This is a genomic window from Pseudomonas solani, from assembly GCF_026072635.1.
In the GTDB taxonomy this organism is placed as follows: Bacteria; Pseudomonadota; Gammaproteobacteria; order Pseudomonadales; family Pseudomonadaceae; genus Metapseudomonas; species Metapseudomonas solani.
Map to the genome: position 1 here is coordinate 1,916,852 of NZ_AP023081.1, position 25,137 is coordinate 1,941,988.

General features: G+C 68.1%; 23 protein-coding genes and 1 pseudogene. 8 read left to right on the forward strand and 16 right to left on the reverse strand.

Going from position 1 to position 25,137, the window contains the following annotated elements:
• Positions 1-607: 607 nt before the first annotated feature.
• Positions 608-1,798 carry a trans-sulfuration enzyme family protein gene (locus PSm6_RS08820; RefSeq protein WP_265170050.1) on the reverse strand — a complete coding sequence of 397 codons (1,191 nt, stop codon included), beginning with the start codon at positions 1,796-1,798 and terminating at the stop codon, positions 608-610.
• Between the two features lie 233 nt (positions 1,799-2,031).
• Positions 2,032-2,814, reverse strand: coding sequence for a MetQ/NlpA family ABC transporter substrate-binding protein (locus PSm6_RS08825; protein WP_021221752.1), 783 nt, complete (start codon positions 2,812-2,814; stop codon positions 2,032-2,034).
• Positions 2,815-3,086: 272 nt separating this feature from the next.
• Here PSm6_RS08825 and PSm6_RS08830 point away from each other — a divergent pair, with 272 nt between their 5' ends.
• From PSm6_RS08830 to tcyN, 4 genes are all read left to right on the forward strand, one after another.
• Positions 3,087-4,115, forward strand: a complete 1,029-nt coding sequence (locus PSm6_RS08830; RefSeq protein WP_265170051.1) for a D-cysteine desulfhydrase — start codon at positions 3,087-3,089, stop codon at positions 4,113-4,115.
• Between the two features lie 89 nt (positions 4,116-4,204).
• Positions 4,205-5,005, forward strand: coding sequence for a cystine ABC transporter substrate-binding protein (gene tcyJ, locus PSm6_RS08835; RefSeq protein ID WP_265170052.1), 801 nt, complete (start codon positions 4,205-4,207; stop codon positions 5,003-5,005).
• Positions 5,002-5,670, forward strand: coding sequence for a cystine ABC transporter permease (gene tcyL / locus PSm6_RS08840; protein ID WP_184489804.1), 669 nt, complete (start codon positions 5,002-5,004; stop codon positions 5,668-5,670). Before tcyJ ends, tcyL begins: the two co-directional genes overlap by 4 nt.
• A complete protein-coding gene (gene tcyN / locus PSm6_RS08845; RefSeq protein ID WP_265170053.1) occupies positions 5,670-6,416 on the forward strand; it encodes an L-cystine ABC transporter ATP-binding protein TcyN in 747 nt (248 codons plus the stop codon). The genes tcyL and tcyN overlap by 1 nt, the downstream gene beginning before the upstream one ends.
• 277 nt (positions 6,417-6,693) lie before the next feature.
• On the opposite strand, the gene PSm6_RS08850 is transcribed toward tcyN, so the two are convergent.
• From PSm6_RS08850 to PSm6_RS08865, 4 genes are all read right to left on the reverse strand, one after another.
• Entirely contained in the window at positions 6,694-7,623 is a 930-nt protein-coding gene (locus tag PSm6_RS08850; RefSeq protein ID WP_031288602.1) for a sulfonate ABC transporter substrate-binding protein, read from the reverse strand.
• A gap of 2 nt (positions 7,624-7,625) precedes the next feature.
• Positions 7,626-8,669 carry an L-glyceraldehyde 3-phosphate reductase gene (mgrA, locus tag PSm6_RS08855; RefSeq protein WP_021221758.1) on the reverse strand — a complete coding sequence of 348 codons (1,044 nt, stop codon included), beginning with the start codon at positions 8,667-8,669 and terminating at the stop codon, positions 7,626-7,628.
• Positions 8,670-8,723: 54 nt separating this feature from the next.
• Complete coding sequence (locus PSm6_RS08860; protein WP_265170054.1) at positions 8,724-10,058, reverse strand: LLM class flavin-dependent oxidoreductase; 1,335 nt, start codon at positions 10,056-10,058, stop codon at positions 8,724-8,726.
• Positions 10,059-10,146: 88 nt separating this feature from the next.
• The gene (locus PSm6_RS08865; RefSeq protein ID WP_371877120.1) at positions 10,147-12,396 is read right to left on the reverse strand and encodes a TonB-dependent receptor; all 2,250 of its coding nucleotides are present in this window, start codon (positions 12,394-12,396) and stop codon (positions 10,147-10,149) included.
• 216 nt (positions 12,397-12,612) lie between these two features.
• On the opposite strand from PSm6_RS08865, the gene PSm6_RS08870 reads away from it, so the two are divergent.
• The 3 genes from PSm6_RS08870 (at position 12,613) to PSm6_RS08880 (ending at position 15,442) form a co-directional block, all read left to right on the forward strand.
• Positions 12,613-13,647 carry a LacI family DNA-binding transcriptional regulator gene (locus tag PSm6_RS08870; protein ID WP_265170056.1) on the forward strand — a complete coding sequence of 345 codons (1,035 nt, stop codon included), beginning with the start codon at positions 12,613-12,615 and terminating at the stop codon, positions 13,645-13,647.
• Between the two features lie 41 nt (positions 13,648-13,688).
• Positions 13,689-14,879: an MFS transporter gene (locus PSm6_RS08875; protein ID WP_021221762.1), complete on the forward strand. Its 1,191-nt coding sequence runs from the start codon at positions 13,689-13,691 to the stop codon at positions 14,877-14,879.
• A gap of 197 nt (positions 14,880-15,076) precedes the next feature.
• Positions 15,077-15,442: a nuclear transport factor 2 family protein gene (locus PSm6_RS08880; protein WP_265170057.1), complete on the forward strand. Its 366-nt coding sequence runs from the start codon at positions 15,077-15,079 to the stop codon at positions 15,440-15,442.
• A 30-nt stretch (positions 15,443-15,472) separates the two neighbouring features.
• On the opposite strand, the gene PSm6_RS08885 is transcribed toward PSm6_RS08880, so the two are convergent.
• Both PSm6_RS08885 and PSm6_RS08890 read right to left on the reverse strand, forming a co-directional pair.
• Positions 15,473-16,387, reverse strand: a complete 915-nt coding sequence (locus PSm6_RS08885; protein WP_021221764.1) for a sigma 54-interacting transcriptional regulator — start codon at positions 16,385-16,387, stop codon at positions 15,473-15,475.
• A gap of 204 nt (positions 16,388-16,591) precedes the next feature.
• Entirely contained in the window at positions 16,592-17,173 is a 582-nt protein-coding gene (locus PSm6_RS08890) for an RBBP9/YdeN family alpha/beta hydrolase (protein ID WP_043246648.1), read from the reverse strand.
• Positions 17,174-17,357: 184 nt separating this feature from the next.
• Between PSm6_RS08890 and PSm6_RS08895 the strand changes: the two genes are divergently transcribed.
• Complete coding sequence (locus PSm6_RS08895; protein WP_021221766.1) at positions 17,358-18,275, forward strand: LysR family transcriptional regulator; 918 nt, start codon at positions 17,358-17,360, stop codon at positions 18,273-18,275.
• 619 nt (positions 18,276-18,894) lie between these two features.
• Here the strand turns inward: PSm6_RS08895 and PSm6_RS08900 are convergent.
• The 8 genes and pseudogenes from PSm6_RS08900 to PSm6_RS08935 form a co-directional block, all read right to left on the reverse strand.
• Positions 18,895-20,298, reverse strand: coding sequence for a sodium:proton antiporter (locus tag PSm6_RS08900; RefSeq protein ID WP_031287138.1), 1,404 nt, complete (start codon positions 20,296-20,298; stop codon positions 18,895-18,897).
• A 125-nt stretch (positions 20,299-20,423) separates the two neighbouring features.
• Positions 20,424-21,188 (reverse strand): malonate transporter subunit MadM, encoded by a 765-nt coding sequence (gene madM / locus PSm6_RS08905; RefSeq protein WP_021217719.1) that lies wholly within the window; start codon positions 21,186-21,188, stop codon positions 20,424-20,426.
• Between the two features lie 5 nt (positions 21,189-21,193).
• A complete protein-coding gene (madL, locus tag PSm6_RS08910; protein ID WP_021217720.1) occupies positions 21,194-21,595 on the reverse strand; it encodes a malonate transporter subunit MadL in 402 nt (133 codons plus the stop codon).
• A 59-nt stretch (positions 21,596-21,654) separates the two neighbouring features.
• A pseudogene (gene mdcH / locus PSm6_RS08915) lies at positions 21,655-22,574 on the reverse strand (malonate decarboxylase subunit epsilon).
• A complete protein-coding gene (locus PSm6_RS08920) occupies positions 22,571-23,185 on the reverse strand; it encodes a malonate decarboxylase holo-ACP synthase (protein WP_021217722.1) in 615 nt (204 codons plus the stop codon). Before PSm6_RS08920 ends, mdcH begins: the two are co-directional and overlap by 4 nt.
• A 22-nt stretch (positions 23,186-23,207) precedes the next feature.
• Complete coding sequence (gene mdcE / locus PSm6_RS08925) at positions 23,208-23,993, reverse strand: biotin-independent malonate decarboxylase subunit gamma (protein WP_031287139.1); 786 nt, start codon at positions 23,991-23,993, stop codon at positions 23,208-23,210.
• Positions 23,990-24,844, reverse strand: coding sequence for a biotin-independent malonate decarboxylase subunit beta (locus tag PSm6_RS08930; RefSeq protein WP_265170058.1), 855 nt, complete (start codon positions 24,842-24,844; stop codon positions 23,990-23,992). The genes mdcE and PSm6_RS08930 overlap by 4 nt, the downstream gene beginning before the upstream one ends.
• Positions 24,837-25,136 (reverse strand): malonate decarboxylase subunit delta, encoded by a 300-nt coding sequence (locus PSm6_RS08935; protein WP_111263021.1) that lies wholly within the window; start codon positions 25,134-25,136, stop codon positions 24,837-24,839. The genes PSm6_RS08930 and PSm6_RS08935 overlap by 8 nt, the downstream gene beginning before the upstream one ends.
• Between the last annotated feature and the right edge of the window lies 1 nt (position 25,137).

Consider the following 25,137-nt stretch of genomic DNA (forward strand, 5'->3'; position numbering starts at 1 on the left):
TTGGCTCTGTGTGCGTTAGCTGTTGTGGTTTTAATGCAGGAGCTCAAACACGGTGCTTTCCGGGCACCAAAGGATTTCTGCCACCGCCACCGCATGGGTTTCGCTTCGCTCTACGCCATCCTACGAAAGCCGCCGCTACGTGCACGTTGGGTTGGTGCGCACATCAATGTGTGGATTTGAGCGAAGAAAGTTGGAGCAGCCGCCAACGCCCCTCCAGGAGGCCGAACGCAGTCGTTGCGCCGGGGGACGAGCGGCATGGATGCCGCGAGAGGCGCGCCAGGCCATGGATGGCCCATCGCGCCGGCCCCCCAGAGCGACGATGGAGTGAGGGAACCCCGGCGAAGCCGGGGCCGGATGATGGGGCAAGCCCTTTTGGTTCCTTTTCTGGCGACTGAGAAAAGGGACTCGCCCGGGAGGGCGAAACCAGAAACATCACCAGAACTCAGCAATCAGCTGAGCTCAAATCCTCTAGCAACACTTAACGCAGACAGAGCGAATTCATTCGCGAAGCAGCCTGCAAGGCTGCCGCTCGGTTAGAGCCTGGGGGCCGCTTCGCGGCCCTTTCGCGAATAAATTCGCTCCCACGGGAACAGCGTTCCGCGCCTCGTCAGAGGCTATCCAGCGCCTGCACGAAGTCGGCGACGATATCCGCCGCATCCTCGATGCCCACCGACACGCGGATGGTGCCGTCGTGGATGTCCAGCTCGGCCAGGGCGTCCTGGGAGAGGGCGCGGTGGCTGGTCTTGCCGGGGTGGGTGATGCTGCTGGCGACGCCAGCCAGGGACGGGGCGAAGGCGGTGTTGCGCAGGGCGCGGATCAGCCCGTCCACCTCCGTCAGGCCGCCCTTGAGGGTGAAGGCGAGCATGCCCGAGGCACCCTTGGGGAACAGCCGGCGGGCCAGTTCGAAGTCCGGGTGCGAGGGCAGGCCCGGGTAGAACACCCGCGCCACCTTCGGGTGGGCCTCCAGCGCTTCGGCCAGGGCCTGGGCGTTGGCCGAGTGGGCTCCCATGCGCAGGGCCAGGGTCTTGGCGCCACGGAAGGTCAGCCAGGCCTCGAAGGGGCTGGCGCTGCCGCCGGCGTTGATCTGGAAGCGCCGCGCCTGGGCGACCCATTCGGCGTCACCGACGAGGATGCCGCCGGTGGCGTCGCTGTGGCCGTTGAGGTACTTGGTGGTGCTGTGCAGCACCAGGTCGGCGCCGGCGGCCAGGGGGTTGTAGAGCGCCGGCGAAAGGAAGGTGTTGTCCACCAGCAGCTTCAGCCCGCGCGCCTTGGCCAGCCTGGCCAGGGCGGGGATGTCGCTGACCCGCACCAGCGGGTTGGAGGCGGTCTCGGTGTAGATGATCCGCGTCGCCGGGGTGATGGCCGCCTCCACCGCCGCCAGGTCGTTGATCTCCACCAGGGTGGCGCTGATGCCGAAGCGCGCCAGCTCCTTCTCGATCAGGCTCTGGGTGGTGCCGTACAGCTCGCGGCTGGCGATCAGGTGGTCACCGGCACTCAACCGGCCCAGCAGCGCGGCGCTCACCGCGGCCATGCCGGAGGCGGAGAACAGCGCCGCCTCGCCACCTTCCAGGTCCCGCACCAGGTGCTCCAGGGCCGCCTGGTTGGGGTTGGCGATGCGCGTGTACATGTAGTTGTCGGGGTTGCCGGCGAGGAAGTCGTCAACCTGCTCCAGGTTGTCGTAGACGAACACCGAGGATTCGTAGATGGGCAGGCTCTTGGGCCGGGTGACCATCTTGCGGTCGACGTCATTGCCGCTGTGCACCGCGCGGGTGGAAAGGCCGGGTTTGGATTCGGGCATGGGTGCCTCCGAGGAGTCGTGCGGGATGTAGGGGCGAATTCATTCGCCAAGGACCGCGCAGCGGTCCCAGGCCTTGCAGGGCAGTCCGAGGGACTGCTGGGCGAATGAATTCGCCCCTACAAGGTGGGCAATGCCGCCCCACAAAAAAGAGCGCCGACGATAGTCGAGACTCGTCGGCGTGAGGAGAGGCATGGGCACAGGCGGTGCCCACACCATCGTGGCTCTGGGGTCGATCAGAAGGCCGGGACTACCGCGCCGGAGTACTTCTTCTCGATGAAGGCTTTGACTTCCGGGCTGGTCAGCGCGGCGGAGAGTTTCTGGATGGCGTCGCTGTCCTTGTTGTCCGGGCGGGCGACCAGGTAGTTCACGTAGGGCGAGGTGCGGTCTTCCAGCACCAGCGCGTCCTTGGACGGGTTGAGCTTGGCTTCCAGCGCGTAGTTGGTGTTGATCAGGGCCAGGTCGACCTGGTCCAGCACGCGCGGCAGCAGGGCCGCTTCCAGTTCCTTGAACTTGAAGTTGTGCGGGTTCTCGGCGATGTCCTTCGGGGTCGCCAGGGCGTTGCTCGGGTCCTTGAGTTTCAGCAGGCCGGATTTCTGCAGCAGGAGCAGGGCGCGGCCGCTGTTGCTGCCTTCGTTGGGGATGGCGATGGTGGCGCCGTCCGGCAGTTCCTTCAGGGATTTGTACTTGCTGGAGTAACCGCCGAAGGGCTCGACGTGCACGCCCTTGACGATGACCAGGTGGGTGCCCTTGCCGCTGTTGAAGTTGTCCAGGTAGGGCTTGGTCTGGAAGTAGTTGGCGTCCAAGTGCTTCTGGTCCACCTGCAGGTTGGGCTGCACGTAATCGGTGAAGACCTTCACTTCCAGATCCACGCCTTCCTTCGCCAGCTGCGGCTTGATCAGTTCGAGGATCTCGGCATGGGGCACCGGGGTGGCGGCGACGGTGAGTTTCTCGGCGGCGCTGGCCAGGGAGGCGGAAAGGGCGGCGGCCAGGGCGGTGAGGAGCAGGGTCTTCTTCATGATGGTCCTTGGTGTTGGCAGGCTCCGGCTGGATCGTCAGCCGCGAGCGACGTGTCGGTTTCCCGGTCTGGGTGTAGCCGGGTTGGAAGCGACACTACGGCGAATTCTTATAACCAACAAATACCGTTTTATTATTCTCATATTCCATAAATACAGGACCAGGAAAGACCCTCGGTCGCCTGCGACATGCCTTGATGTCGCCTCTGCGAATTGCCCCCTCGGCCGCCGCTCACTAGAGTGATGCCCCAACTCCCGCAACACGAAGTCCCGCCATGATCACCGCCGCCCTCGCCCGCTTCCCCCGCCTCGAACTGGTCACCGCGCCCACCCCGCTGGAGAAGCTCGAACACCTCTCGCGCCGGGTCGGCCGCGACATCTGGGTCAAGCGCGACGACATCACCCCCTTCGCCCTCGGCGGCAACAAGGTGCGCAAGCTCGAATACCTGGCCCAGGATGCGCTGGCCCAGGGCGCGGACGTGCTGGTCACCGCCGGCGCCATCCAGTCCAACCACGTGCGCCAGACCGCCGCCCTCGCCGCGCGCCTGGGCCTGGGCTGCGTGGCCCTGCTGGAAAACCCCATCGGCACCGCCGACCGCAACTACCTGGAGAACGGCAACCGCCTGCTGCTGGACCTGTTCGGCACCGAGGTGCAGCTGGTGCCCAACCTCGACACAGCCGACCAGCTGCTGGCCGAGGCCGCCGAGCGCCTGCGCGCCGCTGGCCGCACCCCCTACGTGGTGCCCATCGGTGGCTCCAACGCCCTGGGCGCCCTGGGCTACGTGCGCGCCGGCCTGGAGCTGGCCGAACAGATCAAGGCGAGCGGCCTGCAGGGCGCCGCCGTGGTGCTGGCCTCCGGCAGCGCCGGCACCCACGCCGGCCTCGCCCTGGCCCTGGAACACGCCCTGCCCGGCACCCGGGTGGTGGGCGTCACGGTGTCGCGCCCCGATGCCACCCAGCGGCCCAAGGTGGAAGGCCTGCTGCAACGCACCGCCGACCTGCTGGGCGCCCCGCTGCCCGCGGCCCTGCGCGTGGAACTCTGGGACCAGTACTTCGCCCCGCGCTACGGCGAGCCCAATGCCGGCACCCTCGCCGCCATCCGCCAGGTCGCCTCCAGCGAAGGGCTGCTGCTCGATCCCGTCTACACTGGCAAGGCCTTCGCCGGTCTGCTCGATGGCCTGGAAAACGGCGCCTTCGAGGGGAATGGCCCGGTGATCTTCCTGCACACCGGCGGCTCGCCCGCGCTCTTCGCCTACCACCCCGCACAGGGGGCGGAGCCTGAGCGCTGCTTATTCCCTGAATAACCGTAAACCAAACTTATTATTATTTTATTGAATAAAGCGACATCCCCAGAATTGCCACACTTTCGCCACCTGTCTCGTGAGGCTCACCCATGAAATTCGCAACCCTGCGTCGTCAATTCCTCATCGGCACCCTGGGCCTGGCCCTCGGCGCCAGCTTCATCGGCAACAGCGCCGTGGCCGGTGAACTGCTGCAGCAGATCAAGGAGAAGGGCTCGGTCAAGGTCGGCCTGGAAGGCACCTACCCGCCCTTCAACTTCCAGGACGAGAGCGGCAAGCTCACCGGCTTCGAAGTCGAGTTCGCCGAAGCCCTGGCCAAGGAGCTGGGCGTGAAGGTCGACTTCCAGCCGAGCAAGTGGGACGGCATCCTCGCCGCCCTGGAATCCAAGCGCCTGGACCTGGTGATCAACCAGGTGACCATCTCCGACGAGCGCAAGAAGAAGTACGACTTCTCCACCCCCTACACCGTCTCCGGCATCCAGGCACTGGTGCGCAAGGGCAACGAAGACAGCATCAAGAGCGCCGCCGACCTCGCCGGCAAGAAGGTCGGTGTCGGCCTGGGCACCAACTACGAGCAGTGGCTGAAGGAAAACGCGCCGAAGGCCGATATCCGCACCTACGACGATGACCCCACCAAGTTCCAGGACCTCAACGTCGGCCGCATCGACGCCATCCTGGTGGACCGCCTGGCCGCCTTCGAAATGGTCGAGAAGACCGGTGGCCGCCTGGCCGTGGCCGGCGAGCCCTTCTCCCGCCAGGAGTCCGGCATCGCCCTGCGCAAGGGTGACCCGGAACTGCTCGCCGCCATCGACAAGGCCATCGCCAAGCTGAAGGCCGACGGCACCCTCAAGGCAATCTCCGAGAAATGGTTCAAGGCTGACGTGACCCAATGATCGAAACCAGCCTGCAACTGGCGCTGGACTCCGCACCCTTCCTTCTCAAGGGTGCGGTCTACACGGTGGTACTGAGCCTCGGCGGCATGTTCTTCGGACTGCTGCTGGGCTTCCTCCTCGCGCTCGCCCGCCTCTATGGCTTCGCCCCCCTGCGCTGGGCCTCGCGCATCTACGTATCGTTCTTCCGCGGCACCCCGCTGCTGGTCCAGCTGTTCATGATCTATTACGGCCTGCCGCAGCTGGGCATCCAGCTCGACCCGCTGCCCGCCGCACTGATCGGCTTCTCGCTGAACATGGCCGCCTACACCTCGGAGATCCTCCGCGCCGCCATCGCCTCCATCGATCGCGGGCAGTGGGAAGCCGCCGCCAGCATCGGCATGAGCCGCAGCCAGACGCTGGTCCGCGCCATCCTCCCGCAGGCCGCGCGCACCGCCCTGCCGCCGCTGGGAAACAGCTTCATCTCCCTGGTCAAGGACACCGCGCTGGCCGCCACCATCCAGGTGCCGGAGCTGTTCCGCCAGGCGCAGCTGATCACCGCGCGCACCTTCGAGATCTTCACCATGTACCTGGCCGCCGCGCTGATCTACTGGGTACTCGCCAGCGTGCTGTCGCACTTCCAGAGCCGCCTCGAAGCGCGGGTCAACCGCCATGAACAGGACACCTGATGATCACCGTCCGTAACCTGACCAAGTCCTTCAAGGAGCAGGCGGTGCTCAAGGGCATCGACCTGACCATCGAGCCGGGCGAGGTGGTGGCCATCATCGGCCCCAGCGGCTCGGGCAAGACCACCCTGCTGCGCTGCCTCAACCTGCTGGAAGAACCCAGCGGCGGCAGCATCCGCGTAGGTGACATCGAGATCGACGCCAGCAAGCCGCTGAAGCCCCAGCAGGCGCTGATCCGCCGGCTGCGCCAGCACGTGGGCTTCGTGTTCCAGAACTTCAACCTGTTCCCCCACCGCACCGCGCTAGAGAACATCACCGAAGGCCCGGTGGTGGTGAAGAAGGAACCCCGCGAGCGCGCCACCGAACGGGCCCGCGCCCTGCTGGCCAAGGTCGGCCTGGCGGGCAAGGAAGACGCCTACCCCAAGCGCCTCTCCGGCGGCCAGCAGCAACGGGTGGCCATCGCCCGCGCCCTGGCCATGGAGCCCGACGTGATCCTCTTCGACGAACCCACCTCCGCCCTCGACCCCGAGCTGGTGGGCGAGGTGCTGGCGACCATCCGCGGCCTGGCCGAGGAGAAGCGCACCATGGTCATCGTCACCCACGAGATGAGCTTCGCCCGCGACGTGGCCAACCGCGCGATCTTCATCGACAAGGGCGTGATCGTCGAACAGGGCGACGCCAAGACCCTGTTCAGCGCCCCGAAGGAAGAACGCACCCGGCAATTCCTCGCCAAGTTCCTGGTGGGGTGATTCTCACCTTCGCAGGCGAAACCCTGTGGGAGCGAATTCATTCGCGATGGAGCGCAACGCGCTCCCGCCTTTTCACGGCACCGTGCTGGCAGGAAAAAGCGGCCCTTCGGGCCTTTCGCGAATGAATTCGCTCCCACCAGAAAGCCCGTTCCCTGCGGCATCGCTTGGTGGATGAAAAGAGCGTCATCCACCCTACACACCGATCAGCCACCGGCAATCCGTAACCACCCGTAGGATGGTGTAGAGCGCAGCGAAACCCATCACAGGCCTCGCCCCCCTACGGCCGCCACACCGCGCGGCCGATATCCACCCGCCTGGGTAACAACCGGTTCTCCAGAAACAGGTCGGCGGTGCGCTGCTGGGCGGCGGCGATTTCGTCGGTGACTGGGCCGATGGGCGAGGCCGGGCGGTGCTGGAAGCTGCGTTCGATCACCGCCGGGGCCAGGCCCATGAACTTCGCCAGCAGGGCGATGCTCGCCTCGCGGTCGTCGCGGGTCAGGGCTTCGGCGCTGGTGAGTTCGTCCAGCAGCGCGTGGATGAAGGCCGGGTCGCCCTCGGCGTAATCGCGCGCGGCCAGGTAGAAGGGCCCGCTCAGGCCCAGCCCCTCGCCGTTGGCCAGCAGGCGCGCGTGGCCTTCCAGCTCCATCGCCGAGTAGAAGGGGTCCCAGATCGCCCAGGCGTCCACGCTGCCCTGCTCGAAGGCGGCGCGGGCGTCGGCTGGGGTAAGGAACAGCGGCTGGATATCAGCCATGGACAGGCCCGCCGCCTTGAGCGCCCGTAGCAGCAGGTTGTGGGCGCTGGAGCCTTTCTGGAACGCCACCTTGCGCCCCTTGAGCTCGGCCACCGACTGGATCGGGCTGCCCTCGGGCACCAGGATCACCTCGGCCTGGGGCTTGGGCGGCTCCGCGCCGACGTAGAGCAGGTCGGCGCCAGCGACCTGGGCGAAGATCGGCGGGATGTCGCCGGTGGAGCCCACATCCAGGCTGCCGACATTGAGCGCCTCGAGCATCTGCGGGCCGGCGGGAAATTCGATCCACTGCACGCGGGTGCCAGGGAAACGCTGCTCCAGCAGGCCGTGCTCCTTGGCCAGCACCAGGCTGGCGGAGCCTTTCTGGTAGCCGATGCGCAGGGTCGCGGGGTCGGCCAGGGCGCCTTGCGCCAGGGCCAGCAGCGCCAGCAACGCGGCGCCCAGTCGAAGTCGTTGCATGGTCAGTCCTGCCAGTCGGTGGAGGGTTTTTCCCAGAGGTTGATGCCGCCTTCCACGGCGTGGCGATCGATCTCCGCCAACTCCTCGGCGCTGAAGGCGAGGTTGTCCAGGGCGGCGACGTTCTCGACGATCTGCTCCGGGCGGCTGGCGCCGATCAATGCCGAGGTCACCCGCGCGTCGCGCAGGGTCCAGGCCAGGGCCAACTGGGCCAGGCTCTGGCCACGGCGCTGGGCGATCTCGTTGAGCGCACGCACCCGGGCGATGTTGGCCTCGGACAGGTGCTCCGGGCGCAGCGAGGCGCCGCCGGGGCGGTTGACCCGCGCATCCTCCGGCACGCCGCCGAGGTACTTGCCGGTGAGCAGCCCCTGGGCCAGCGGGGTGAAGGCGATGACGCCCGTGCCGAGTTCCTCGGTGGTGGCCAGCAGGTCCTTCTCCACCCAACGGTTGAGCAGGTTGTAGGCCGGCTGGTGGATCAGCAGCGGCACCTTCCATTCGCGCAGCAGCGCGGCGAGCTCGCGGGTCTTGCCCGCCGAGTAGGAGGAAATGCCCACGTACAGCGCCTTGCCCTGCTGCACCGCGCTGGCCAGGGCGCCGGCGGTTTCCTCCAGGGGCGTGTCCGGGTCGAAGCGGTGGGAGTAGAAGATATCCACATAGTCCAGGCCCAGGCGCGCCAGGCTCTGGTCGAGGCTGGAGAGCAGGTATTTGCGCGAGCTGCCGCCCTGGCCGTAGGGGCCGGGCCACATGTCCCAGCCGGCCTTGGTGGAGATCACCAGCTCGTCGCGGTGGGCGCGGAAATCTTCCTGCAGCAGGCGACCGAAATTGATCTCGGCGCTGCCATAGGGCGGCCCGTAGTTGTTGGCCAGGTCGAAGTGGTTGATGCCCAGCTCGAAGGCGGTGCGCAACAGCGCGCGCTGGGTGTCGATGGGCGTGGCGTCGCCGAAGTTGTGCCACAGGCCCAGGGACAGGGCCGGCAGCACCAGCCCGCTGCGGCCGACGCGGCGATAGGGGATGCGTTCGTAGCGGTCGGGGGCGGCGATGTAAGTCATAGGGATCTCACTTGAGGTTGGCGGGGCCACGCGTGTGCGGGCCCCGGTGACTGTTCACGCAGGGCGTGCGAAGCGGTTCGCCGGCCGCGCCAGGCCGAGGTGTTCGCGCAGGGTGCGGCCCTCGTACTCGGTGCGGAACAGGCCGCGGCGCTGCAGCTCGGGCACCACCTGGGTGGCGAAGTCCTCGAGCCCGGCGGGCAGGTGCGGCACCAGCACGTTGAAGCCGTCGGCGCCGCGCCCTTCGAACCAGGCCTGCAGCTCGTCGGCGATCTGCGCCGGGGTGCCGATCAGGCTGTGGTGGCCACGCCCCCCGGCGATGCGCCGGCCCAGTTGGGCCAGGGTGAGGTTCTCCTGCCCGGCGAGTTCGGTGAGCAGCTTCTGCCGGCTCTGCTGGCCGTCCTGGGTCAGCGGCAGCTCGGGCAGCGGGCCGTCCAGCGGGTATTCGGAGAGGTCGAAGTTGCCGAGCATGCGACCCAGCAGGGCGACGCCGACGCGGGGGTCCACGAGCTCCTGGAACTGCTCGAACTTCTCCTTCGCCTCGGCCTCGCTGGCACCGACCACGACGAAGGCGCCGGGCATGATCTTCAGGTCGTCCTCGTGGCGACCGAACTTCGCCAGGCGCCCCTTGAGATCGGCGTAGAAAGCCTGGGCCTTGGCCAGGGAGGTCTGCGCGGTGAACACCACATCGGCGGTCTCGGCGGCCAGCTCGCGGCCGGTCTCCGAGGAGCCGGCCTGCACCACCACCGGCCGGCCCTGGGGCGAGCGGGCGACGTTGAGCGGGCCCTGCACGCGGAAATGCTCGCCCTGGTGGTCGAGCACGTGCAGCTTGGCCGGGTCGTAGTACTGGCCGCTGGCCTTGTCGCGGAGGAAGGCATCGTCTTCCCAGCTGTCCCACAGGCCGGTGACCACCTGGTGGAATTCCCGGGCGCGGGCGTAGCGCTCGGCGTGGCCCAGGTGGGCGTCGCGGTTGAAGTTCAGCGCCTCGGCGGCGGCGTCGGAGGTCACCAGGTTCCAGCCCGAACGGCCCCCGGAGATATGGTCCAGCGAGGCGAACTTGCGCGCCACATGGTACGGCTCGTTGTAGCTGGTGGTGACGGTGCTCACCAGGCCGATGCGTTCGGTGACGGCGGCCAGGGCGCTGAGCAGGGTCAGCGGTTCGAAGTAGGTGGAGCGGGCCATCTGGCTGGCGATGTCGCCGGTGGGCGCGGCGACGCTGTCGGCGACGAACAGGGCGTCGAACTTCGCCGCCTCGGCGATGCGCGCCAGGTGCTTGTACTGGGCGAAATCGAGGGTGTCGGCGGGGACGTCCGGGTGGCGCCAGGCGGCGACGTGGTGCCCGGTGGCCATGAGGAATGCGCCCAGTCTGAGTGTGCGTTGCGATGCGGTCATGTCGGTTTTCCCTGGTGATGTCGTGGAGGTCCTGCCGGGCCCGTCTGGGCGGGCCTCGGCAGTCCGTTCACACAAGGCGGTTTGGGGGTCAGAAGTCCTTGCGCAGCTGCACGCCGAAGTAGCGTTCGTCATCGCGCGGCACCACGCGGTAGACGTAGCCGGTACCGGTGGCGAGCAGCGGCGAATAGGACTTGTCGGCTAGGTTCTTGCCGAGCAGCGCGACGCGCCAGCCCTGGTTGTAATCGGCCAGGGCGATGCTGGCGTTCCAGATGCCGTAGGCGCCCTGGATGGTGTCGGGGTTCTGGTCGAGGCTGTACTGCACCTTGTCCTGCCAGCTGTAGTCGGTGGCCAGTTCGATATCCAGGCCGTTGTCCAGCGGGATCACGTAGTCGGCGCGCACGTAGCTCTTCCAGTCCGGGCTGAAGGGCAGCGGCGAGCCGTCGACGTTGCAGCTGGAGGCGGCGCCCGGCGGGCACTGGAAGCTGTCGATGCGCGCCTTGGTGTAGGCAACCGCGCCGGAGAGCTTGAGCTGGCGGGTGGCCTGGAAGGCGTAGTCCAGCTCGACGCCCTGGGTCTTCACCGCGCCGGCGTTGATCAGGCGGGTGACCACGGTACCGGCGACCAGGTCGGGGAAGTTGGCCTGGTAGTCGTCGTAGTCGGTGTGGAACACCGCCAGGTTGGCGGTGGCGCGGCCGCCCAGGGCGCTGGCCTTGAGGCCCACCTCGTAGGAGTCGGAGGTCTCCGGCTTGAGCGCGCCGGTGTCACGGGGCTGCATGTTGAAGAACACGTTGTAGGCCGGCCCCTTGTAGCCACGGGAATAGGTGGCGTAGGCGGTGACGGCGTCGCTGAGGTCGTACTGCAGGCCGATGCGGCCGGACCAGCCGTCCTCGTCCACCGAGCCGCTGCTGGCGGTGGAGGGCTGCACGCCGGCCACGGCGGTGGGCGAGGTGGAAACCCGGCGGTGGTCGTATTCCAGCGCGTCGTGGGTCCAGCGCAGGCCGAAGATGCCGCGCAGGTCCTGGGTGAAGTTCAGGGTGCTCTCGCCGAACAGCGAGTAGCTGTCGCCGGTCACGCTGTAGTCGGCGCGACCGGTGTTGGGCACCGAACCGGTGATGGACAGGCGGCGATAGGTTTCCTCCGCCTTGCTGTGCATGACGTAGGCACCGGCGACGTATTCGAGGAACTCGCCCTTGGGCGAGGCCAGGCGCAGCTCCTGAGAGTACTGGTTGTAATCCACCTCGCCCTTGTCGTGGGAGGCCGCCACCGGCAGGGTCGCCAGGCGGTCGCCGTCCTGGAACTGGGTGTTCTCCCAGCCGCGCCAGGCGCTGATGGAGGTCAGGGTGTAGTCGCCCAGCTGCCAGTCGAACTGGCCGGACAGGCCCTGGTTGACGTCGTCGACATAGGTGCGCTGGTCGTTGTTCAGCTTGCGCGAATCGCTGTCGGCGGTGACCGGTAGCAGGGCGCTGGCGAAACCGGCGTTGGTGACCTTGGTGATGGGGCCGGCGGCGATGTCGTCGCGGCTCTTCATGTAGTCGGCGATCAGGGTGAAGCGGAAGTCCTCGTTGGGCTCGAACTCCAGCTTGCCGCGCGCGCCCTTGTGGTAGTAGCCGTTGACGTCATGGCCGTTGTGCACGTTCTCGACATTGCCGTCGTAGCCACCCAGCAAGGTGGTCAGCGAGCCCTTGAGGCTGTCACTGAGGCGCCCGCCGATGCCGAAGCGCAGGCGGTTCTCGTTGCCGCCGCCGAAGTGCGAGTAGTCGACGTAGCCGTGGGTCTCTTCCGGCGCCTCCTTGCTGACGATGTTGAGCACGCCGGCCGAGGCGTTCTTGCCGAACAGGGTGCCCTGGGGGCCGCGCAGCACTTCGATGCGCTCCAGGTCGAGCAGGTCCAGGGTGGCCTGGCCGGGGCGGCCGTAGACCACGCCGTCGACCACGGTGGCGACGGTGGGCTCGACGCCCGGCGAGGTGGAGATGGTGCCCACGCCGCGGATGAACAGCGAGGTGTCCTTGTTCGAGGCGCCGGCGCGGAAGTTCAGGGTCGGCACCTGGCTGACGATGCTGGAGACGCCGTTGCGGTTGTCGCGCTCCAGCTGCTCGCCCTCCACCACCGAGACGGCCACCGGCACCTTCTGCAGCGTCTCTTCGCGGCGGGTGGCGGTGACGGTCACGGTGTTCAGGGTCGGCGCGGCCTTCTGGCCGTCCTCGGTGGCGCCGGTGGTTTTCTCGGCGGCCCCGGCGGCGCTCCCCAGCGCCGCCAGGAGGATGCCGATGGCCAGCGGGCTGCGGCGCCCGCCGTGGGTGTTGCGAAGACCGCGCGGTGCGGCCGGATGGTTATGGATGCTCATGCTCGTTTCACTGCCCTGCGGAGACCAGACGCGCCTGCTGCTTGCAGGCTCCTTGTGGGCTGTCGCGGTCTGGTCTCGCTCGTGCGAGTGGCAGCAAAAAGGCAGACAGCCGGTATTTGTTAGCGCTAACATCGCCAGTATCAGAGCGACGCTAATAGATCGTCAAATAATTAAAAATTACTTTTATATGCCTTTCAGGATGAACAATTCATGAGCAGCCCCCGCAAGCGCCGAGGCGCAGGACGCGTCACCCTCAGCGCCGTGGCCGAGCGCGTCGGCGTTTCCGCCATTACCGTGTCGCGCTACTTCAACCAGCCGGAGCAGGTCTCCGAGGAGCTGCGCGGGCGCATCGAAGCGGCGGTGGCCGAGCTGGGCTACGTGCCCAACCTAGTGGCCGGCGGGCTCGCCTCGGCGCGCGGGCGCATCGTCGGCATGGTCATCCCCAACATCTCGGGGCCGATCTTCGCTAACACCATCCAGGGCTTCAGCGACACCCTGGCGCGCCACGGCTACCAGCTGCTGCTGGCCTCCAGCTACTTCTCCGAGGAACAGGAAGAGAGCGCCGTGCGCGCCTTCCTCGGCTGGTCGCCGGCAGCCCTGGTGGTCACCAGTCATTTCCACAGCCCCGGCACCGAGAAGATGCTCGCCGAGGCGGACATCCCGGTGGTCGAGGTCTGGGACTACCAGCCCGAGCGCGCGCCCATGCAGGTGGGCTTCCTCCATCGCGACGTGGGTGTCGCCGCCACCCGCTACCTGCTGGACAAGGGCCACCGGCGCATCGCCTTCGTGCAGAACAGCGCCGCCGGCGACTTCAGCGCACTGGACCGCCGCGACGGTTATGCCGACACCCTGCGCGAGGCCGACCTCGAACCCTGGGTTTTCGTGCCCAGCAGCGGCCTGGCGCCCTTCGAGGCCGGCAAGCAGGCCATGGAGGCGCTGATGAAGCGCTCGCCGCAGCCGGACGCGATCATCTTCGCCAACGACAACCTCGCCGCCGGTGGCCTGCTCGCCGCGCAACGGGCGGGCCTGGACCTGCCGGGGGATTGCGCGGTGATGGGCTTCGGCGACTACCCCTTCGCCGAGATGCTGCTGCCCAGCCTGACCACCATCCGCCCGCCGGCCCTGGAGATCGGCGAGCGCGCCGCCACCCGCGTGCTACAGGCCCTCAGGGTGCTGCCGCTGGAGGGCGAGGTGGAACGCCTGAACCTGCTCGACTGTCAGGTCATTGCAAGGGAAAGCGCGTAGAATCCGCGCCCCTCGCAAAACGCCCCACCATCGGAAACACCATGAATCCAGGCACCCTCCTCTCCCTGCCGCTGCTGGCACTGGCCCTTGGCGGCTTCGTCGTCGGCAGCAGCGAATTCATCATCATGGGCCTGCTGCCCGAAGTGGCCCAGGACCTCTCCGTGAGCCTCTCCGACGCCGGCCTGCTGGTCAGCGCCTATGCCATGGGCGTGGTCATCGGCGCGCCCCTGCTCGGCCCGCTGCTGGGCCGCCTGCCGCGCCGCCAGGCCCTGCTCTGGCTGATGGGCGCCTACGCCCTGGGCAACCTCGGCTGCGCCCTGGCACCGAATTACGAATGGCTGATGGCCGCGCGCATGTTCACCGCCTTCAGTCACGCCGGCTTCTTCGGCTGCGCCACCCTGCTGGCCGCCGAACTGGCGCCGCCCCACCGCCGCGCCTCGGCCATGGCCCTGGTGCTCAGCGGCCTGACCATCGCCAACGTCCTCGGCGTCCCGGCCGGTGCCTGGCTCGGCCAGGCCACCAGCTGGCGGGTGACCTTCATGGTGGTGGCGGCCCTGGGCTTCCTCACCCTGCTGGCGCAGTTCCTCTGGCTGCCGGCCACCGCCAAGCCACAACCCAGCGCCGCCGGTGCCTGGGACGGCATCTTCCGCCGGCCGGTGCTGCATGCGCTGGGGGTGTGCAGCCTGTCGTCGGTGGCGCTGTTCGGCGTGTTCACCTACATCAGCCCGCTGCTGCGTGATGTTTCCGGCTTCAGCCCCGAGCATGCCAACTTCGCCCTGCTGCTGTTCGGCATCGGCCTGACCCTCGGCAACCTGCTGGGCGGCCGCCTGGCGGACAAGGGCTTCCGCTTCGCCCTGCCCGGCGCCTTCGCGGTGAGCACCCTGTGCCTGCTGGGCCTGTTCGTCTTCGCCCAGGTGCCGGTGCTGGCCCTGGCCTGCCTGTTCCTCTGGGGCGTGGCCAGCTTCGCCATCTCCTCGCCGCTGCAACTGCTGCTGGTGGAACAGGCCGGCGAATCCGCCAGCCTCGCCGCCACCCTCAGCCACGCCGCCTTCAACCTCGGCAACGCCAGCGGCGCCTTCGTCGGCGGCCTGTGGCTGAGCACCGGGATGGGCCTGGCCAACCTGCCGCTGATGGGCGTGGGCGTGCTGGTTGCCACCCTGCTGGTATGCCTGCCCCTGCCGCGCCTGCGCGCCACCCGCGAGCGCCTCCAGGCGGCCGGGCAGATCCATTGACCCAGGCCCCGTGAGATGAAGCGCCCGTAGGGTGGGTCGCGCGTCTCCGATCCACCGTCCAGCCCCGAGCCGCGCCGCGCATCGGGGCGATGGGCGTTATGGCGGTTGGGAGGGTTCGCGGTACGGAACATCGGGAGCTGCGGTATCGGTCCGGGCGGGCTAGGCTCTGGCCTTTCCCACGCGACAGGAGCACGGACATGGAAGCGGAACGCCAGGCCATCGAGGCGGTGGTACGGGATTACGTGGAAGGCATGGTGCGGGCGGACGCGACGCTGTTGCGCAGCGCCTTCCACCCCGACAGCCGCATCGTCGGGCACTTCGGCCCGGACCTGCAGTGGCTCTCGCCGGAAGCCTTCATCGCCGGCCTGCAGGCCAGGGGCCCGGTGGTGGCCGAGGGCGAAGCGCCGGTGTGGCGTCTGGAGTCCCTGGACCTCACCGGCGACACCGCCCTGGCCAAGGTCACCGACGTCTACGCCGGCCTGGACTTCATCGATTACCTCTCGCTGCTGAAGATCGACGGCCGCTGGCGCATCGTGCACAAGCTGTTCCACCTGCACGGCTAGGGCCTGCCTCCGGGGTGTCGATCCACCGCTTTACCCCGCCAGCACCTCGGCGAACAGCTGCCGCAGGTTATCCACATCGTTGGCGGCCAGCTGGCGCAGCTGCAGCGCGAGCTGTGCATAACTCGGCGCGGGCGGCAGGTTGAGGTGCTGCGGCAGCACCTCGTCGCCGTCGCTCACCAGCAGCGCGAAGTGCACGCTGTTCTCCAGCTCGCGGGTGTTGCCCGGCCAGGGGTAGCTCTCCAGCGCGGCCTGGGCGGCGGTGCTGATCAAGGGCAGCGGCAGGTCCAGGCGCTGGGCGTAGATGCCGAGGAAGTATTCGGCCAGGGGCAGGATGTCGTCCGGGCGCTCGCGCAGCGGCGGCAGCTCGACGCGGCCTTCATCCAGGTACTGGTACAGGCGCTCGTTGAACTTGCCGGCGGCCACCGCCTTGGCCAGGTCGATGCTGGTGGCGGCCACCAGGCGGGCGTCCACCGGGGTCGGCTGGGCAGCGCCGACGCGGGTCACCTCGCGGCTTTCCAGGGCCGCCAGCAGCTTGGCCTGCAGGGGCAGCGGCAGGTCGCCGATCTCGTCGAGGTAGAGGGTGCCGCCATTGGCCGAGCCGAACCAGCCGGCGCGGCTGCTGGCCGAGCCCGCATGGGCACCCGGGGCGTGGCCGAAGAGTTCGGCCTCGGCGTAGACCTTGCTGATGGCGCTGCAGCTCACCGCCACGAACAGCCCCGGGCGTTCGCTGCCCTTGTGGATCTGCCGCGCCAGCAACTCCTTGCCGGTGCCGGTCTCGCCCTGGATCAGCACCGGCACGGCGGCCGGTGCCAGTTGCTCCACCTCCTCGCGCAGGCGCCGCGAGCGGGCGTCGACGAACACCAGCGCGCGGGCGCGGATGCTCAGGGGGCTGCGGTCGGCATCGGCGAAGCTCAGCAGGGGCTGGCCGGTATGTTCCTGGGTCATGAACGAAATCTCCCGCCGGGCCCTGGCTGCGAAGCAGCGGGCCCTGGCGTCACATTGAAAAATGAACCTGTTCGGGATCGAGCGAGCTGGAGAAGAACAAGGCGAAAACAGCCGGGGGCGCGAAGTTCACGAGCTGCAAATGGGCAAGCCCGATGTCGTTTTCAACGCCGTTGTTCCGACGCGCAGCCGATCCTGGGCAGGTGCTCAGGCGCGCTTGCGGGTCAGTTGCTCGATGCGACCCTGCAGCCGGTAGAGGTAGGCGAACCCCTGCTCCCAGAGATGGTGGCCGGACTTCACGTTGATATGCCCGGCACCGGCGAGGATGGCCGGCTCGGCGCCCCACTGGCGCGCCAGCTCCAGCGCACGCGGGGTGCTGGCGGCGTGGTCGTTGTCCGAGCCCACCAGCAGCGTGGGGAACGGCAGCGCGGCCCGGGGAATCGGGGCGAAGCCCTGCAGCGGTTCGGGGCAGCCGGGGCGCTCGACGTCGGCCGGCGCCACCAGCAGTGCACCGCGTACCCGGCGCAGCACGTCCGGGTCGGCCTGCCGGGCCCAGTGGGCGACGGTGACGCAACCGAGGCTGTGGGCGATGAGGATCACCGGCGTGCGCTCGGCATCGATGGCGCGCTCCAGCGCCGCGACCCAGGCGTCCCGCTCGGGCAGGTCCCAATCGGCCTGCTCGACGCGGCTGGCGTTGGGCAGGGTGCGTTGCCAATGGCTCTGCCAATGCTCGTCTGGCGAGCCCTGCCATCCCGGCAGGATCAGGTAACGAATGGCCTGGCTGCGCATGGCGAGCCCTCCTTGCAATGTTTCGACGAGGAGGAGTCTAGGGGCTGCCCATATATCTGTTAAGGAATAAGAATTTATTTACTTATGCATTATTAGCTTATTCACTAAAGGTCCCATCGGGTTCGCGGGCGCGAACTTGTAGGATGAGGGCTTCGCTCAATCACCCGGACCGGGACGCGGTGCCATGCAGATCGACGACGAACTCACCCTGAAGAAGCTGCAGACCTTTCTCGCCTTCATGCGTAGCGGCAACCTCTCCCGCGCAGCGGCCGAGCTGAACACCAGCAACGTCAGCGTGCACCGCGCCATCCACTCCCTGGAGAGCGCCCTGCGCTGCCCGCTGTTCAAGCACGAGGGGCGCAACCTGACACCGCTGGAGAGCGCCTTCGTGCTGGAGGAGCGTGCGCAGAAGCTGGTGCAGGACGTGCTCGAGACGGTGCGCCTGACCCGTGAAGCGGCAGGCTTCTCGGCCGAGCGCTTCAAGCTCGGCTCGCTCTATTCGCTGACGGTGAAGACGGTGCCGCAGTTGATCATGGGCCTGAAGCTGCGGCGCAGCGAGCTGAACATCGACCTGATCCTCGGCTCCAACGTCGATCTTTTCTACAAGCTGAAGAACATGGAGCTGGACGCCATTCTGGTGTCCCTCGACGAGGGCGTGAGCGATGGCGATTGCGAGCAGCTGCCGCTGTTCTCCGACGACATCTTCCTCGCCGTGCCCACCGACTCGCCCTTCGCCGGCCAGCCCGAAGTGGACCTGGCGGACCTGGCCGACTCCACCTTCATCACCCTGACCCAGGGCTTCGCCACCCACCGCGACGGCGGCCGGGTGTTCCAGCAGGCGGGCTTCGAGCCGAAGGTGGCGATGCAGGTGAACGACATCTTCACCCTGCTCAGCATGGTCAGCTCCGGGGTCGGCTACGCCCTGCTGCCCGGGCGCATCGCCGCGGTGTACGAGAACCGCGTGAAGCTCATCCCGCTGCAGGCGCGCTACCGCCTGCAGCAGCACATAGGCGTGGTCTTCCTCAAGGCCAAGGAGCGCGACCCGAACCTGCTGGCGCTGCTGGCCGAATGCCGGATGTACAGCCTGGCGCGCGGGGGTTGAAGGCGGCGCCAGTGGGCGACTGAAGTGGCTCTGTCTGCGTTAGCTGTTGTGATTTTAAAGAAAGGCCTCAAGCACGGTACTTTCCGAACATTTATGACTCCCTGTCACGCCCACCGCGTGGGTTTCGCTTCGCTCTACGCCACCCTACGTAAGCCACCGTGCCCCGAGCGTGATGCGCACATCGATGAAGGCTCTGGCGAAGACGTTGGAGCGGCGGCCAAATGCCCCTTTCAGGAGGCCGAGCGCAATCGTCGTGGAAGGGGTTGAGCGACATGGATGTCGCGAGAGCCGCGATGGGCCAGGGATGGCCCTTCGCGGCGTGCCCCTGGACGCCGCTTGCGGCGAACGCACTTCAGTGCGGCCCGAAGGGCGAGCGTAGCGAGTAACGATGATGGAGCGAGGGGAGTCTGGCGAAGCCAGACCCGTATGCAGGGGCGAGCGTTTTTGGTTCCTTTTTTGTGGTTCGGCATCCCGACGACTGAAAAAAGGGACTCGCCCGGGGGGGCGAAACCAGAAGCATCACCAGAACTCAGCAATCAGCTGGGCTCAATTCTTCTAGCAACACTTAACGCAGACAGAACCACTGAATTCGCCCCTACAGGGAACGCCGAGCGCCCCCTTAGAGCATCACCCACTGCAGCACCGCCAGCAGCGGCAGCAGCACGGCGCAGGACCAGAGCAGGTAGCCGAAGAAGCTCGGCATCTTCACGCCGCGCTGCTCGGCGATGGCCTTGACCATGAAGTTCGGCGCGTTGCCGACGTAGGTCATGGCGCCCATGAACACCGAGCTCATGGAGATCGCCAGCAGGGTCTGTGGCAACTGCTCCATCATCACCTGAGCGTCGCCGGAGGCGAGGTTGAAGAACACCAGGTAGGTGGGTGCGTTGTCGAGGAAGCTGGACAGCACCCCGGTCATCCAGAAATACATGGTGTCCAGCGGTTGGCCATCGGCACCGGTAACGGCGGCGACCACCGCTGCCAGGTGCCCGTCGCGGCCGGCGCGAAGGATGGCGATCAGCGGGGTGAGGGTGATGAAGATGCCGGCGAACAGCTTGGCCACTTCGACTATCGGCCCCCAGTTGAATTCGTTGCCCTTGCGTGCCCAGCGCGGGGTCAGCCACAGCGACAGCCCCGCCAGGGCCAGCAGCAGGCCGTCGCGTACCAGGTTCTGCAGTTCCACGCGGGTGCCCAGCAGGTCGAAACCGATGCCCGGCTTCCACACCCCCGAGAGCAGCACCGCACCGACCACGCCGGCCAGCAGCAGGAAGTTGAACTGCCCATGGACATAAAGCGGCGCATCGGGGGTGGGGTCGGCGGGAGCCAGTTCGTCTTCGCGGCTGAAGAGGTAGCGATCGATCACGTAGAAGATCGCCAGCAACGGCAGCGCCATGGCCAGCACCGGTACGGCCATGTGCTTCAGGGTCCAGAAGAAGTCCACGCCCTTGAGGAAGCCGAGGAACAGCGGCGGGTCGCCCAGGGGTGTTAGGCCGCCCCCGACGTTGGCCACCAGGAAGATGAAGAACACCACCACATGGGCGTTGTGCCGGCGGTTGTCGTTGGCGCGCAGCAGCGGGCGGATCAGCAGCATGGCCGCACCCGTGGTGCCCATCACCGAGGCCAGCAGCGTGCCCAGGGCCAGCAGCCGGGTGTTGAGCCCGGCCGAGCCGTGCAGGTTGCCTTGCACCAGGATGCCGCCGGAGATGGTGAACAGCGCCAGCAGCAGCACGATGAAGGGCAGGTACTCGCCGAACAGCACGTGCACGCCCATGGCCAGCGTCGCGTGGGCGCCGAAGCTGGCGACGAAGGGCACCAGGAACAGCAGCGTCCAGCCGGCAGTGATCTTGCCGAAATGGTGGTGCCAGAAATCACTGGCGATGATCGGCAGCAGCGCGATGCTCAGCAGGATGCCGGCGAACGGCAGCGCCCAGAGCAGGCTCAGGCTGGCGCCGTCAACCTCGGCGGCCTGGGCGATGGCGGGTAGAAGCAGCAGGGGGATGAGCAGGCAGGCACGCAATGAAGGCATCGGAGGCAACCAGGCTGGGCGAGAGGAAAACGGCGCGGTGCTCCAGCGGGCCGCCGCACCCCGAAAGACGCGGGATGCTAAACCAAAGCGGCGCCCGACCCCAGCGCCGCTTGTAGGACAAGGCTTCAGCCCATCAGCCCGCGCATGGCGAAGAACAGCACCGACGGGCCCATCAAACAGCCCAACGCGGTGTAGAAGGCGGCGGTCAGGCAGCCATAGGGCACCAGCTTCGGGTCGGTGGCCGCCAGGCCGCCGGCCACGCCGCTGGAAGTGCCCATCAGGCCGCCGAAGATCACCGCCGTGCGCGGGTTATTGAGGCCGATCAGCGGCGCCACGAAGGGCGTCGCCACCATCACCAGGATGGCCTTCACCAGGCCGGCGGCGATGGACAGCGCCATCACCTCGGAGCTGGCACCGATGGCCGCACCGGTGACCGGCCCGACTATGTAGGTGACCGCCCCGGCGCCGATGGTGGTGAGGCTGACCACGTCCGTGTAGCCAAAGGCCAGGGCCACGCCGACACCGGCGACGAAGGAGGTGCCGATGCCGACGAACAGCGAGATCACCCCGGAAACACCAGCGCGCTTGAGCTCCTCGATGTTCACCCCGAAGGCCGTGGCGACGATGGCGAAGTCGCGAAGCATGGCGCCCCCCAGCAGGCCGATGCCCGACAGCAGGGAGATGTCCACCAGGCCCTTCTGCCCACCGGTGACCACGCCACCCACATAGGACAGCACCAGGCCGAGGAAGATGGCGATGGCCGAGCCGTGCAGGCGCCCACGGGTGAGCTTGTCGGAGAGCCAGTAGGACAGCCACATGGTCACGCCGATCACCGCGAAGCCGCTGATCAGCCCGTAGCCGTTGATCACTTTCAACATGGATTCGTACATGGCGGTCACCGTTGCGCTTGGGTCAGGGGCTCAGCGGGGGCCGCCGAGGGCTTCTTTTGTCCGAGCCTGTCCAGCACCGGAACCATGGCGAAACCCAGCACCACCGCAGCGACGCCGGCGAGGATCGCCATCGGCCCGCCGGAGAGCGCGCCGAGCACGTTCTGCTGGGCGGCCATGGCGACCACGATGGGGATGTAGACCGCGCTCCAGAACTCCACGCCCTGTTCGGACTTGGCGCTCATCAGGCCGCGTTTGTTGAGGTAGCTGCCGATGAAGATCAGCAGCAGCATGGCGATGCCCACGCCGCCGACGTTGGCGGGGACACCGAGCAGTTTGCCCAGCAGCTCTCCGATGAAGAGGCCTGCCAGGGTGCACAGGGCGAGAAAGGCGACACCGTAGATGATCATTGTTGTTGTCCTCGGTTCTGTCGAAGTTGTTGTTCTTGTGCTTCGAAACGCGCGGGGGGTCAGGGCGTTCGACCTACCTCCCGACGCAGCAGGGCGTCCAGCGTATCGCGGCGGGTGCCCTGGAAAGCGATCACCGTACCTTGGTCGAATACGCGTCGCGCCAGGCCGCTGAGCACGGCACCGGGGGGCAGTTCGATGTGCAGGCGCACGCCGCGTTCGTAGGCGTTGCGCAGGGTGCCGTGCCAGTCGACGACGCGGCACATGTTGAAGGCGAGGTCGTCGCGCAGGCGTTCGGGTCGTGGATCGGCCGTGCGGTGGTGCCGCTGAGGTAGCCGATGGCTGGCCTGCGCAGCTGCGCCTCGGCGAAGGCCGCAGCCAGCTCGCGGGCCGGTGCCTCCAGCAGCGCGCAATGGGACGGCACGCTGACCGCCAGGCGCTTCGCCAGGCCGGCGCCCAGGCCGCGGGCGCGCGCGGCGACGGCGGCCATGGCGGCGTCGCTGCCGGCGATCACCTGCTGGTTGTCGGCGTTGATATTGGCCAGGAACACCGGGCCTTCGGCCTCCGCGATCAGGCGTTCGAGGGTGCCCAGGTCGAGCCCGCCGATGGCGGTCATGCCGAAGCCCTGCGGATAAGCCTGTTGCATCAGCTCGCCGCGCAGGGCCACCAGGCGCAGGGCATCGGCGAATTCCAGGGCACCGGTGGCCACCGCCGCCCCGTAGGCGCCGATGGACAGGCCGGCCACGTAATCCGGCGCCGGGCTTTCCTCCAGCAGCAGGCGTGCGCAAGCGACCCCGGTGATCAGCAGGCACAGCTGCACGGCACGGGTGCCTTGCAGCGCCTCGGCCGAGTCCAGCGCCAGCACGTCTTCGCCCAGCGCTGCGCTGGCCTCGTCCAGGCAGGCGCGTGCCTCGGGGGGCAGCTGGTGGAGCATGCCCACCTGCTGCGCGCCCTGGCCGGGGAAGGCGAAGAGGCTGCTCACGCCGCGTGCTCCAGGGCCTGCCAGGGGTTATCCACAAGGCGCGCGCCCTCTGCGCACTTGAGCAGCACGCGGCGGGAATCACCGGCCCATTCGCGCAGGGCGATGGCGCCGAACGGGGTTTCCAGTTGCAGGTCGATGCGGCAGCAGGCGCGGTCGAGCAGCGCCAGCAGCTCACGGGCGCGCTGGCGCTCGAAGGGTTCGGGAGTGTGCAGCAGCAGGTCGAGGTCGCTTTCGCCATGCAGCACCGGCACGCCGGTGGCCAGCTCGAACCCGACGCCGCCGGTGGGGCCCCAGGCGAGGCCGGTGGCCTCCAGCACGGGGGCAACCTCCACCAGCGCGCGCAGCGCCGGCCAATGCCCGGCTGTACGCGGGCGCAGCTGTTCCGGGCTGATGCAGCGCTGGATGGCGGCAAGGGGCATCAGCGTGGCGAAGCGCTGTTCGCGGCTGGCGCCACGCACACCCACGGCAACCCGGCCCGGCTCGCACAGGGCGCGGCGCACCACCACCGGCAGGCCGGCGGCGAGCACCTGCCGCGCCCAGGCCGGGGCCTCGGCGGGCAGTTGCTCCGGGGCGAGGCCCCAGAGGAGATCGTGAGGATGATTGGCCTTCATGGTCCGCTCCTGTGCGAGGGCCTTACCACTGCGCCCGCAGCATCGCCCGCACCTTCGCCGAGGCCGCGCGGTTCTCGGCGCCGAGGCGCCCGCGCAGGTCGGTGGTGGTGCCGATATCCGCCACCGCCCGCACCAGGCAATTGCGCATCCGGGCGACATCGGCGGCAGCGGGCTGCTCGACGTTATCCACAGCCAGGCGCTCCCAGAGCAGGCCGAGGGAGGCGTAGTTGTCGAGGTCGTAAGCCATGGGCGGGATGGTCGCGGCGAGGGCTTCGAGGTCGTCGACGCTGCGCAGGGTGATGCGCGCGGCGGCGGCCTTGCCCATGGCGTGGACCATCACCCCGGCGTCGTCCAGGGCGATCAGGCGCTGGGCCTGGTAGCCGTGGGCGAGGAAGGCGCCGGACATGGCCTTGCCCACCAGCAGGCCGATCACCGGGTGCCCGGCGAGACGGGCGCGGGCATAGGCGTCCACTGCGCCGGCCAGGGCCTGGTGGATGCCCAGGGCCTCTTCGCGGCGGCCGTAGGCCTGGCTGGGTACGTCCACCACCGCCACCAGCACGCGCTTGGTGCCGCGCCCGGCGTCGGCTTCGATGGCGTCATCCACCGCCTTGGCCAGGCCCCAGCCTTCCAGCAGGCCCACCTCGCCGTTGCGGGCGCGGGGGAAGGGGTTGGCGGCATCCGCCACCACGGCGATGAAGCGCGCGGCGCGGCTGCCCACCTCGCCATCGATGACCTTCACCGAAGCCGGATAGCCGGCTTGTTCGCTGTCGCCTGCCAGGGCGTGCAGCCACTGCATTCCACGGCTCATTGCGGTTCTCCCGTGTAGAGGGCGCGCACGGCGGCGGCGTCCAGTTGTGCACAGTCATCGCCCAGGCGCGCCAGGCGTTCGAGGAACCAGGCATGCCGGCGGCTGCGGGGCAACGGCGGCTCGTCGCTGGCCAGCAGGCCGCCGAGGGCCTCGCGGATGGCGTCGATATCGTCGGCGACATAGCCATCCACCAGCTTGCTGGCCATGCGCTGCTCGCCACCGGTGAGGCTCCAGATGAAGGGCCGGTCGCGGGAGTCGTATTCCTCGATGCCGGCTTCCTGCTCGATCACCTGCGGGCCGTTGAGGCCCAGGCGCGCTTCGCGGGTCACCAGCAGGTGGCTGCACAGCCCGGCGGCGATGGACATGCCACCGAAGCAGCCCACCGGCCCGGCCACCAGGCCGACCACCGGCTGGTACTGGCGCAGCTCGACGATGGCGGCCTGGATCTCGGCGATGGCCGCCAGGCCCAGGTTGGCCTCCTGCAGGCGCACGCCACCGGTTTCCAGCAGCAGCACGGCGCAGGTGGGAATGCCCTTGCGGTTGTCCTCGGCGGCCAGCTCCAGCAGGCCGGCGATCTTGGCGCCGCCCACCTCGCCCATGCTGCCGCCCTGGAAGGCGCCCTCGATGGCGGCGATCACCGCCGGCAGGCCATTGATGCTGCCCTTGGCCACCACCACGCCGTCGTCGGCCTGGGGCACGATGCCCTGGCGCGGCAGCCAGGGGGAGACCAGCCGTTCGAAGGGCCCGACCAGCTCGCGGAACGAGCCCGGGTCGAGCAATTCGCGGGCGCGCTGGCGGGCGCCCAGTTCGACGAAGCTGCGGGTGGCCAGCAGGCGTGCGTTGTCAGTCATGGGTCACCTCCTCCAGGGCCTGCTCCAGGCGCAGGCGCACCACGCCGGGGGTAGCGCCGAAATCGTGGATGTCGATGCACAGGGCCGGCAGCGACTGGCCGGCGAACATGCGCTCGAACAGGTGCCGCCAGCGGGCTTCGCTGCCGTTCACCGAGGTCACCACCTGGATCGACAATTTGCCGGCGAGGCCGGGCTCCAGCAGCACTTCCAGGTCGCCGGAGCCAACGCAGCCCACCAGCGCGCGGCCAAAGGCGGGTTGCCCGGCGGGGAATTCGAAAGACAGGGTTTCCATG

Excerpts from the sequence above, each read along its gene's own strand:
- PSm6_RS08820 (WP_265170050.1), bottom strand. The coding sequence starts at position 1,798 with ATGCCCGAATCCAAACCCGGCCTTTCCACCCGCGCGGTGCACAGCGGC.
- PSm6_RS08870 (WP_265170056.1), top strand. The coding sequence starts at position 12,613 with ATGAGCAGCCCCCGCAAGCGCCGAGGCGCAGGACGCGTCACCCTCAGC.
- PSm6_RS08850 (WP_031288602.1), bottom strand. The coding sequence starts at position 7,623 with ATGCAACGACTTCGACTGGGCGCCGCGTTGCTGGCGCTGCTGGCCCTG.
- mgrA (WP_021221758.1), bottom strand. The coding sequence starts at position 8,669 with ATGACTTACATCGCCGCCCCCGACCGCTACGAACGCATCCCCTATCGC.
- PSm6_RS08900 (WP_031287138.1), bottom strand. The coding sequence starts at position 20,298 with ATGCCTTCATTGCGTGCCTGCCTGCTCATCCCCCTGCTGCTTCTACCC.
- PSm6_RS08920 (WP_021217722.1), bottom strand. The coding sequence starts at position 23,185 with ATGAAGGCCAATCATCCTCACGATCTCCTCTGGGGCCTCGCCCCGGAG.
- PSm6_RS08935 (WP_111263021.1), bottom strand. The coding sequence starts at position 25,136 with ATGGAAACCCTGTCTTTCGAATTCCCCGCCGGGCAACCCGCCTTTGGC.
- PSm6_RS08890 (WP_043246648.1), bottom strand. The coding sequence starts at position 17,173 with ATGCGCAGCCAGGCCATTCGTTACCTGATCCTGCCGGGATGGCAGGGC.
- tcyN (WP_265170053.1), top strand. The coding sequence starts at position 5,670 with ATGATCACCGTCCGTAACCTGACCAAGTCCTTCAAGGAGCAGGCGGTG.
- tcyJ (WP_265170052.1), top strand. The coding sequence starts at position 4,205 with ATGAAATTCGCAACCCTGCGTCGTCAATTCCTCATCGGCACCCTGGGC.
- PSm6_RS08860 (WP_265170054.1), bottom strand. The coding sequence starts at position 10,058 with ATGACCGCATCGCAACGCACACTCAGACTGGGCGCATTCCTCATGGCC.
- PSm6_RS08875 (WP_021221762.1), top strand. The coding sequence starts at position 13,689 with ATGAATCCAGGCACCCTCCTCTCCCTGCCGCTGCTGGCACTGGCCCTT.
- PSm6_RS08880 (WP_265170057.1), top strand. The coding sequence starts at position 15,077 with ATGGAAGCGGAACGCCAGGCCATCGAGGCGGTGGTACGGGATTACGTG.
- madM (WP_021217719.1), bottom strand. The coding sequence starts at position 21,188 with ATGTACGAATCCATGTTGAAAGTGATCAACGGCTACGGGCTGATCAGC.
- PSm6_RS08895 (WP_021221766.1), top strand. The coding sequence starts at position 17,358 with ATGCAGATCGACGACGAACTCACCCTGAAGAAGCTGCAGACCTTTCTC.
- PSm6_RS08825 (WP_021221752.1), bottom strand. The coding sequence starts at position 2,814 with ATGAAGAAGACCCTGCTCCTCACCGCCCTGGCCGCCGCCCTTTCCGCC.
- madL (WP_021217720.1), bottom strand. The coding sequence starts at position 21,595 with ATGATCATCTACGGTGTCGCCTTTCTCGCCCTGTGCACCCTGGCAGGC.
- mdcE (WP_031287139.1), bottom strand. The coding sequence starts at position 23,993 with ATGAGCCGTGGAATGCAGTGGCTGCACGCCCTGGCAGGCGACAGCGAA.
- PSm6_RS08885 (WP_021221764.1), bottom strand. The coding sequence starts at position 16,387 with ATGACCCAGGAACATACCGGCCAGCCCCTGCTGAGCTTCGCCGATGCC.
- tcyL (WP_184489804.1), top strand. The coding sequence starts at position 5,002 with ATGATCGAAACCAGCCTGCAACTGGCGCTGGACTCCGCACCCTTCCTT.
- PSm6_RS08930 (WP_265170058.1), bottom strand. The coding sequence starts at position 24,844 with ATGACTGACAACGCACGCCTGCTGGCCACCCGCAGCTTCGTCGAACTG.
- PSm6_RS08830 (WP_265170051.1), top strand. The coding sequence starts at position 3,087 with ATGATCACCGCCGCCCTCGCCCGCTTCCCCCGCCTCGAACTGGTCACC.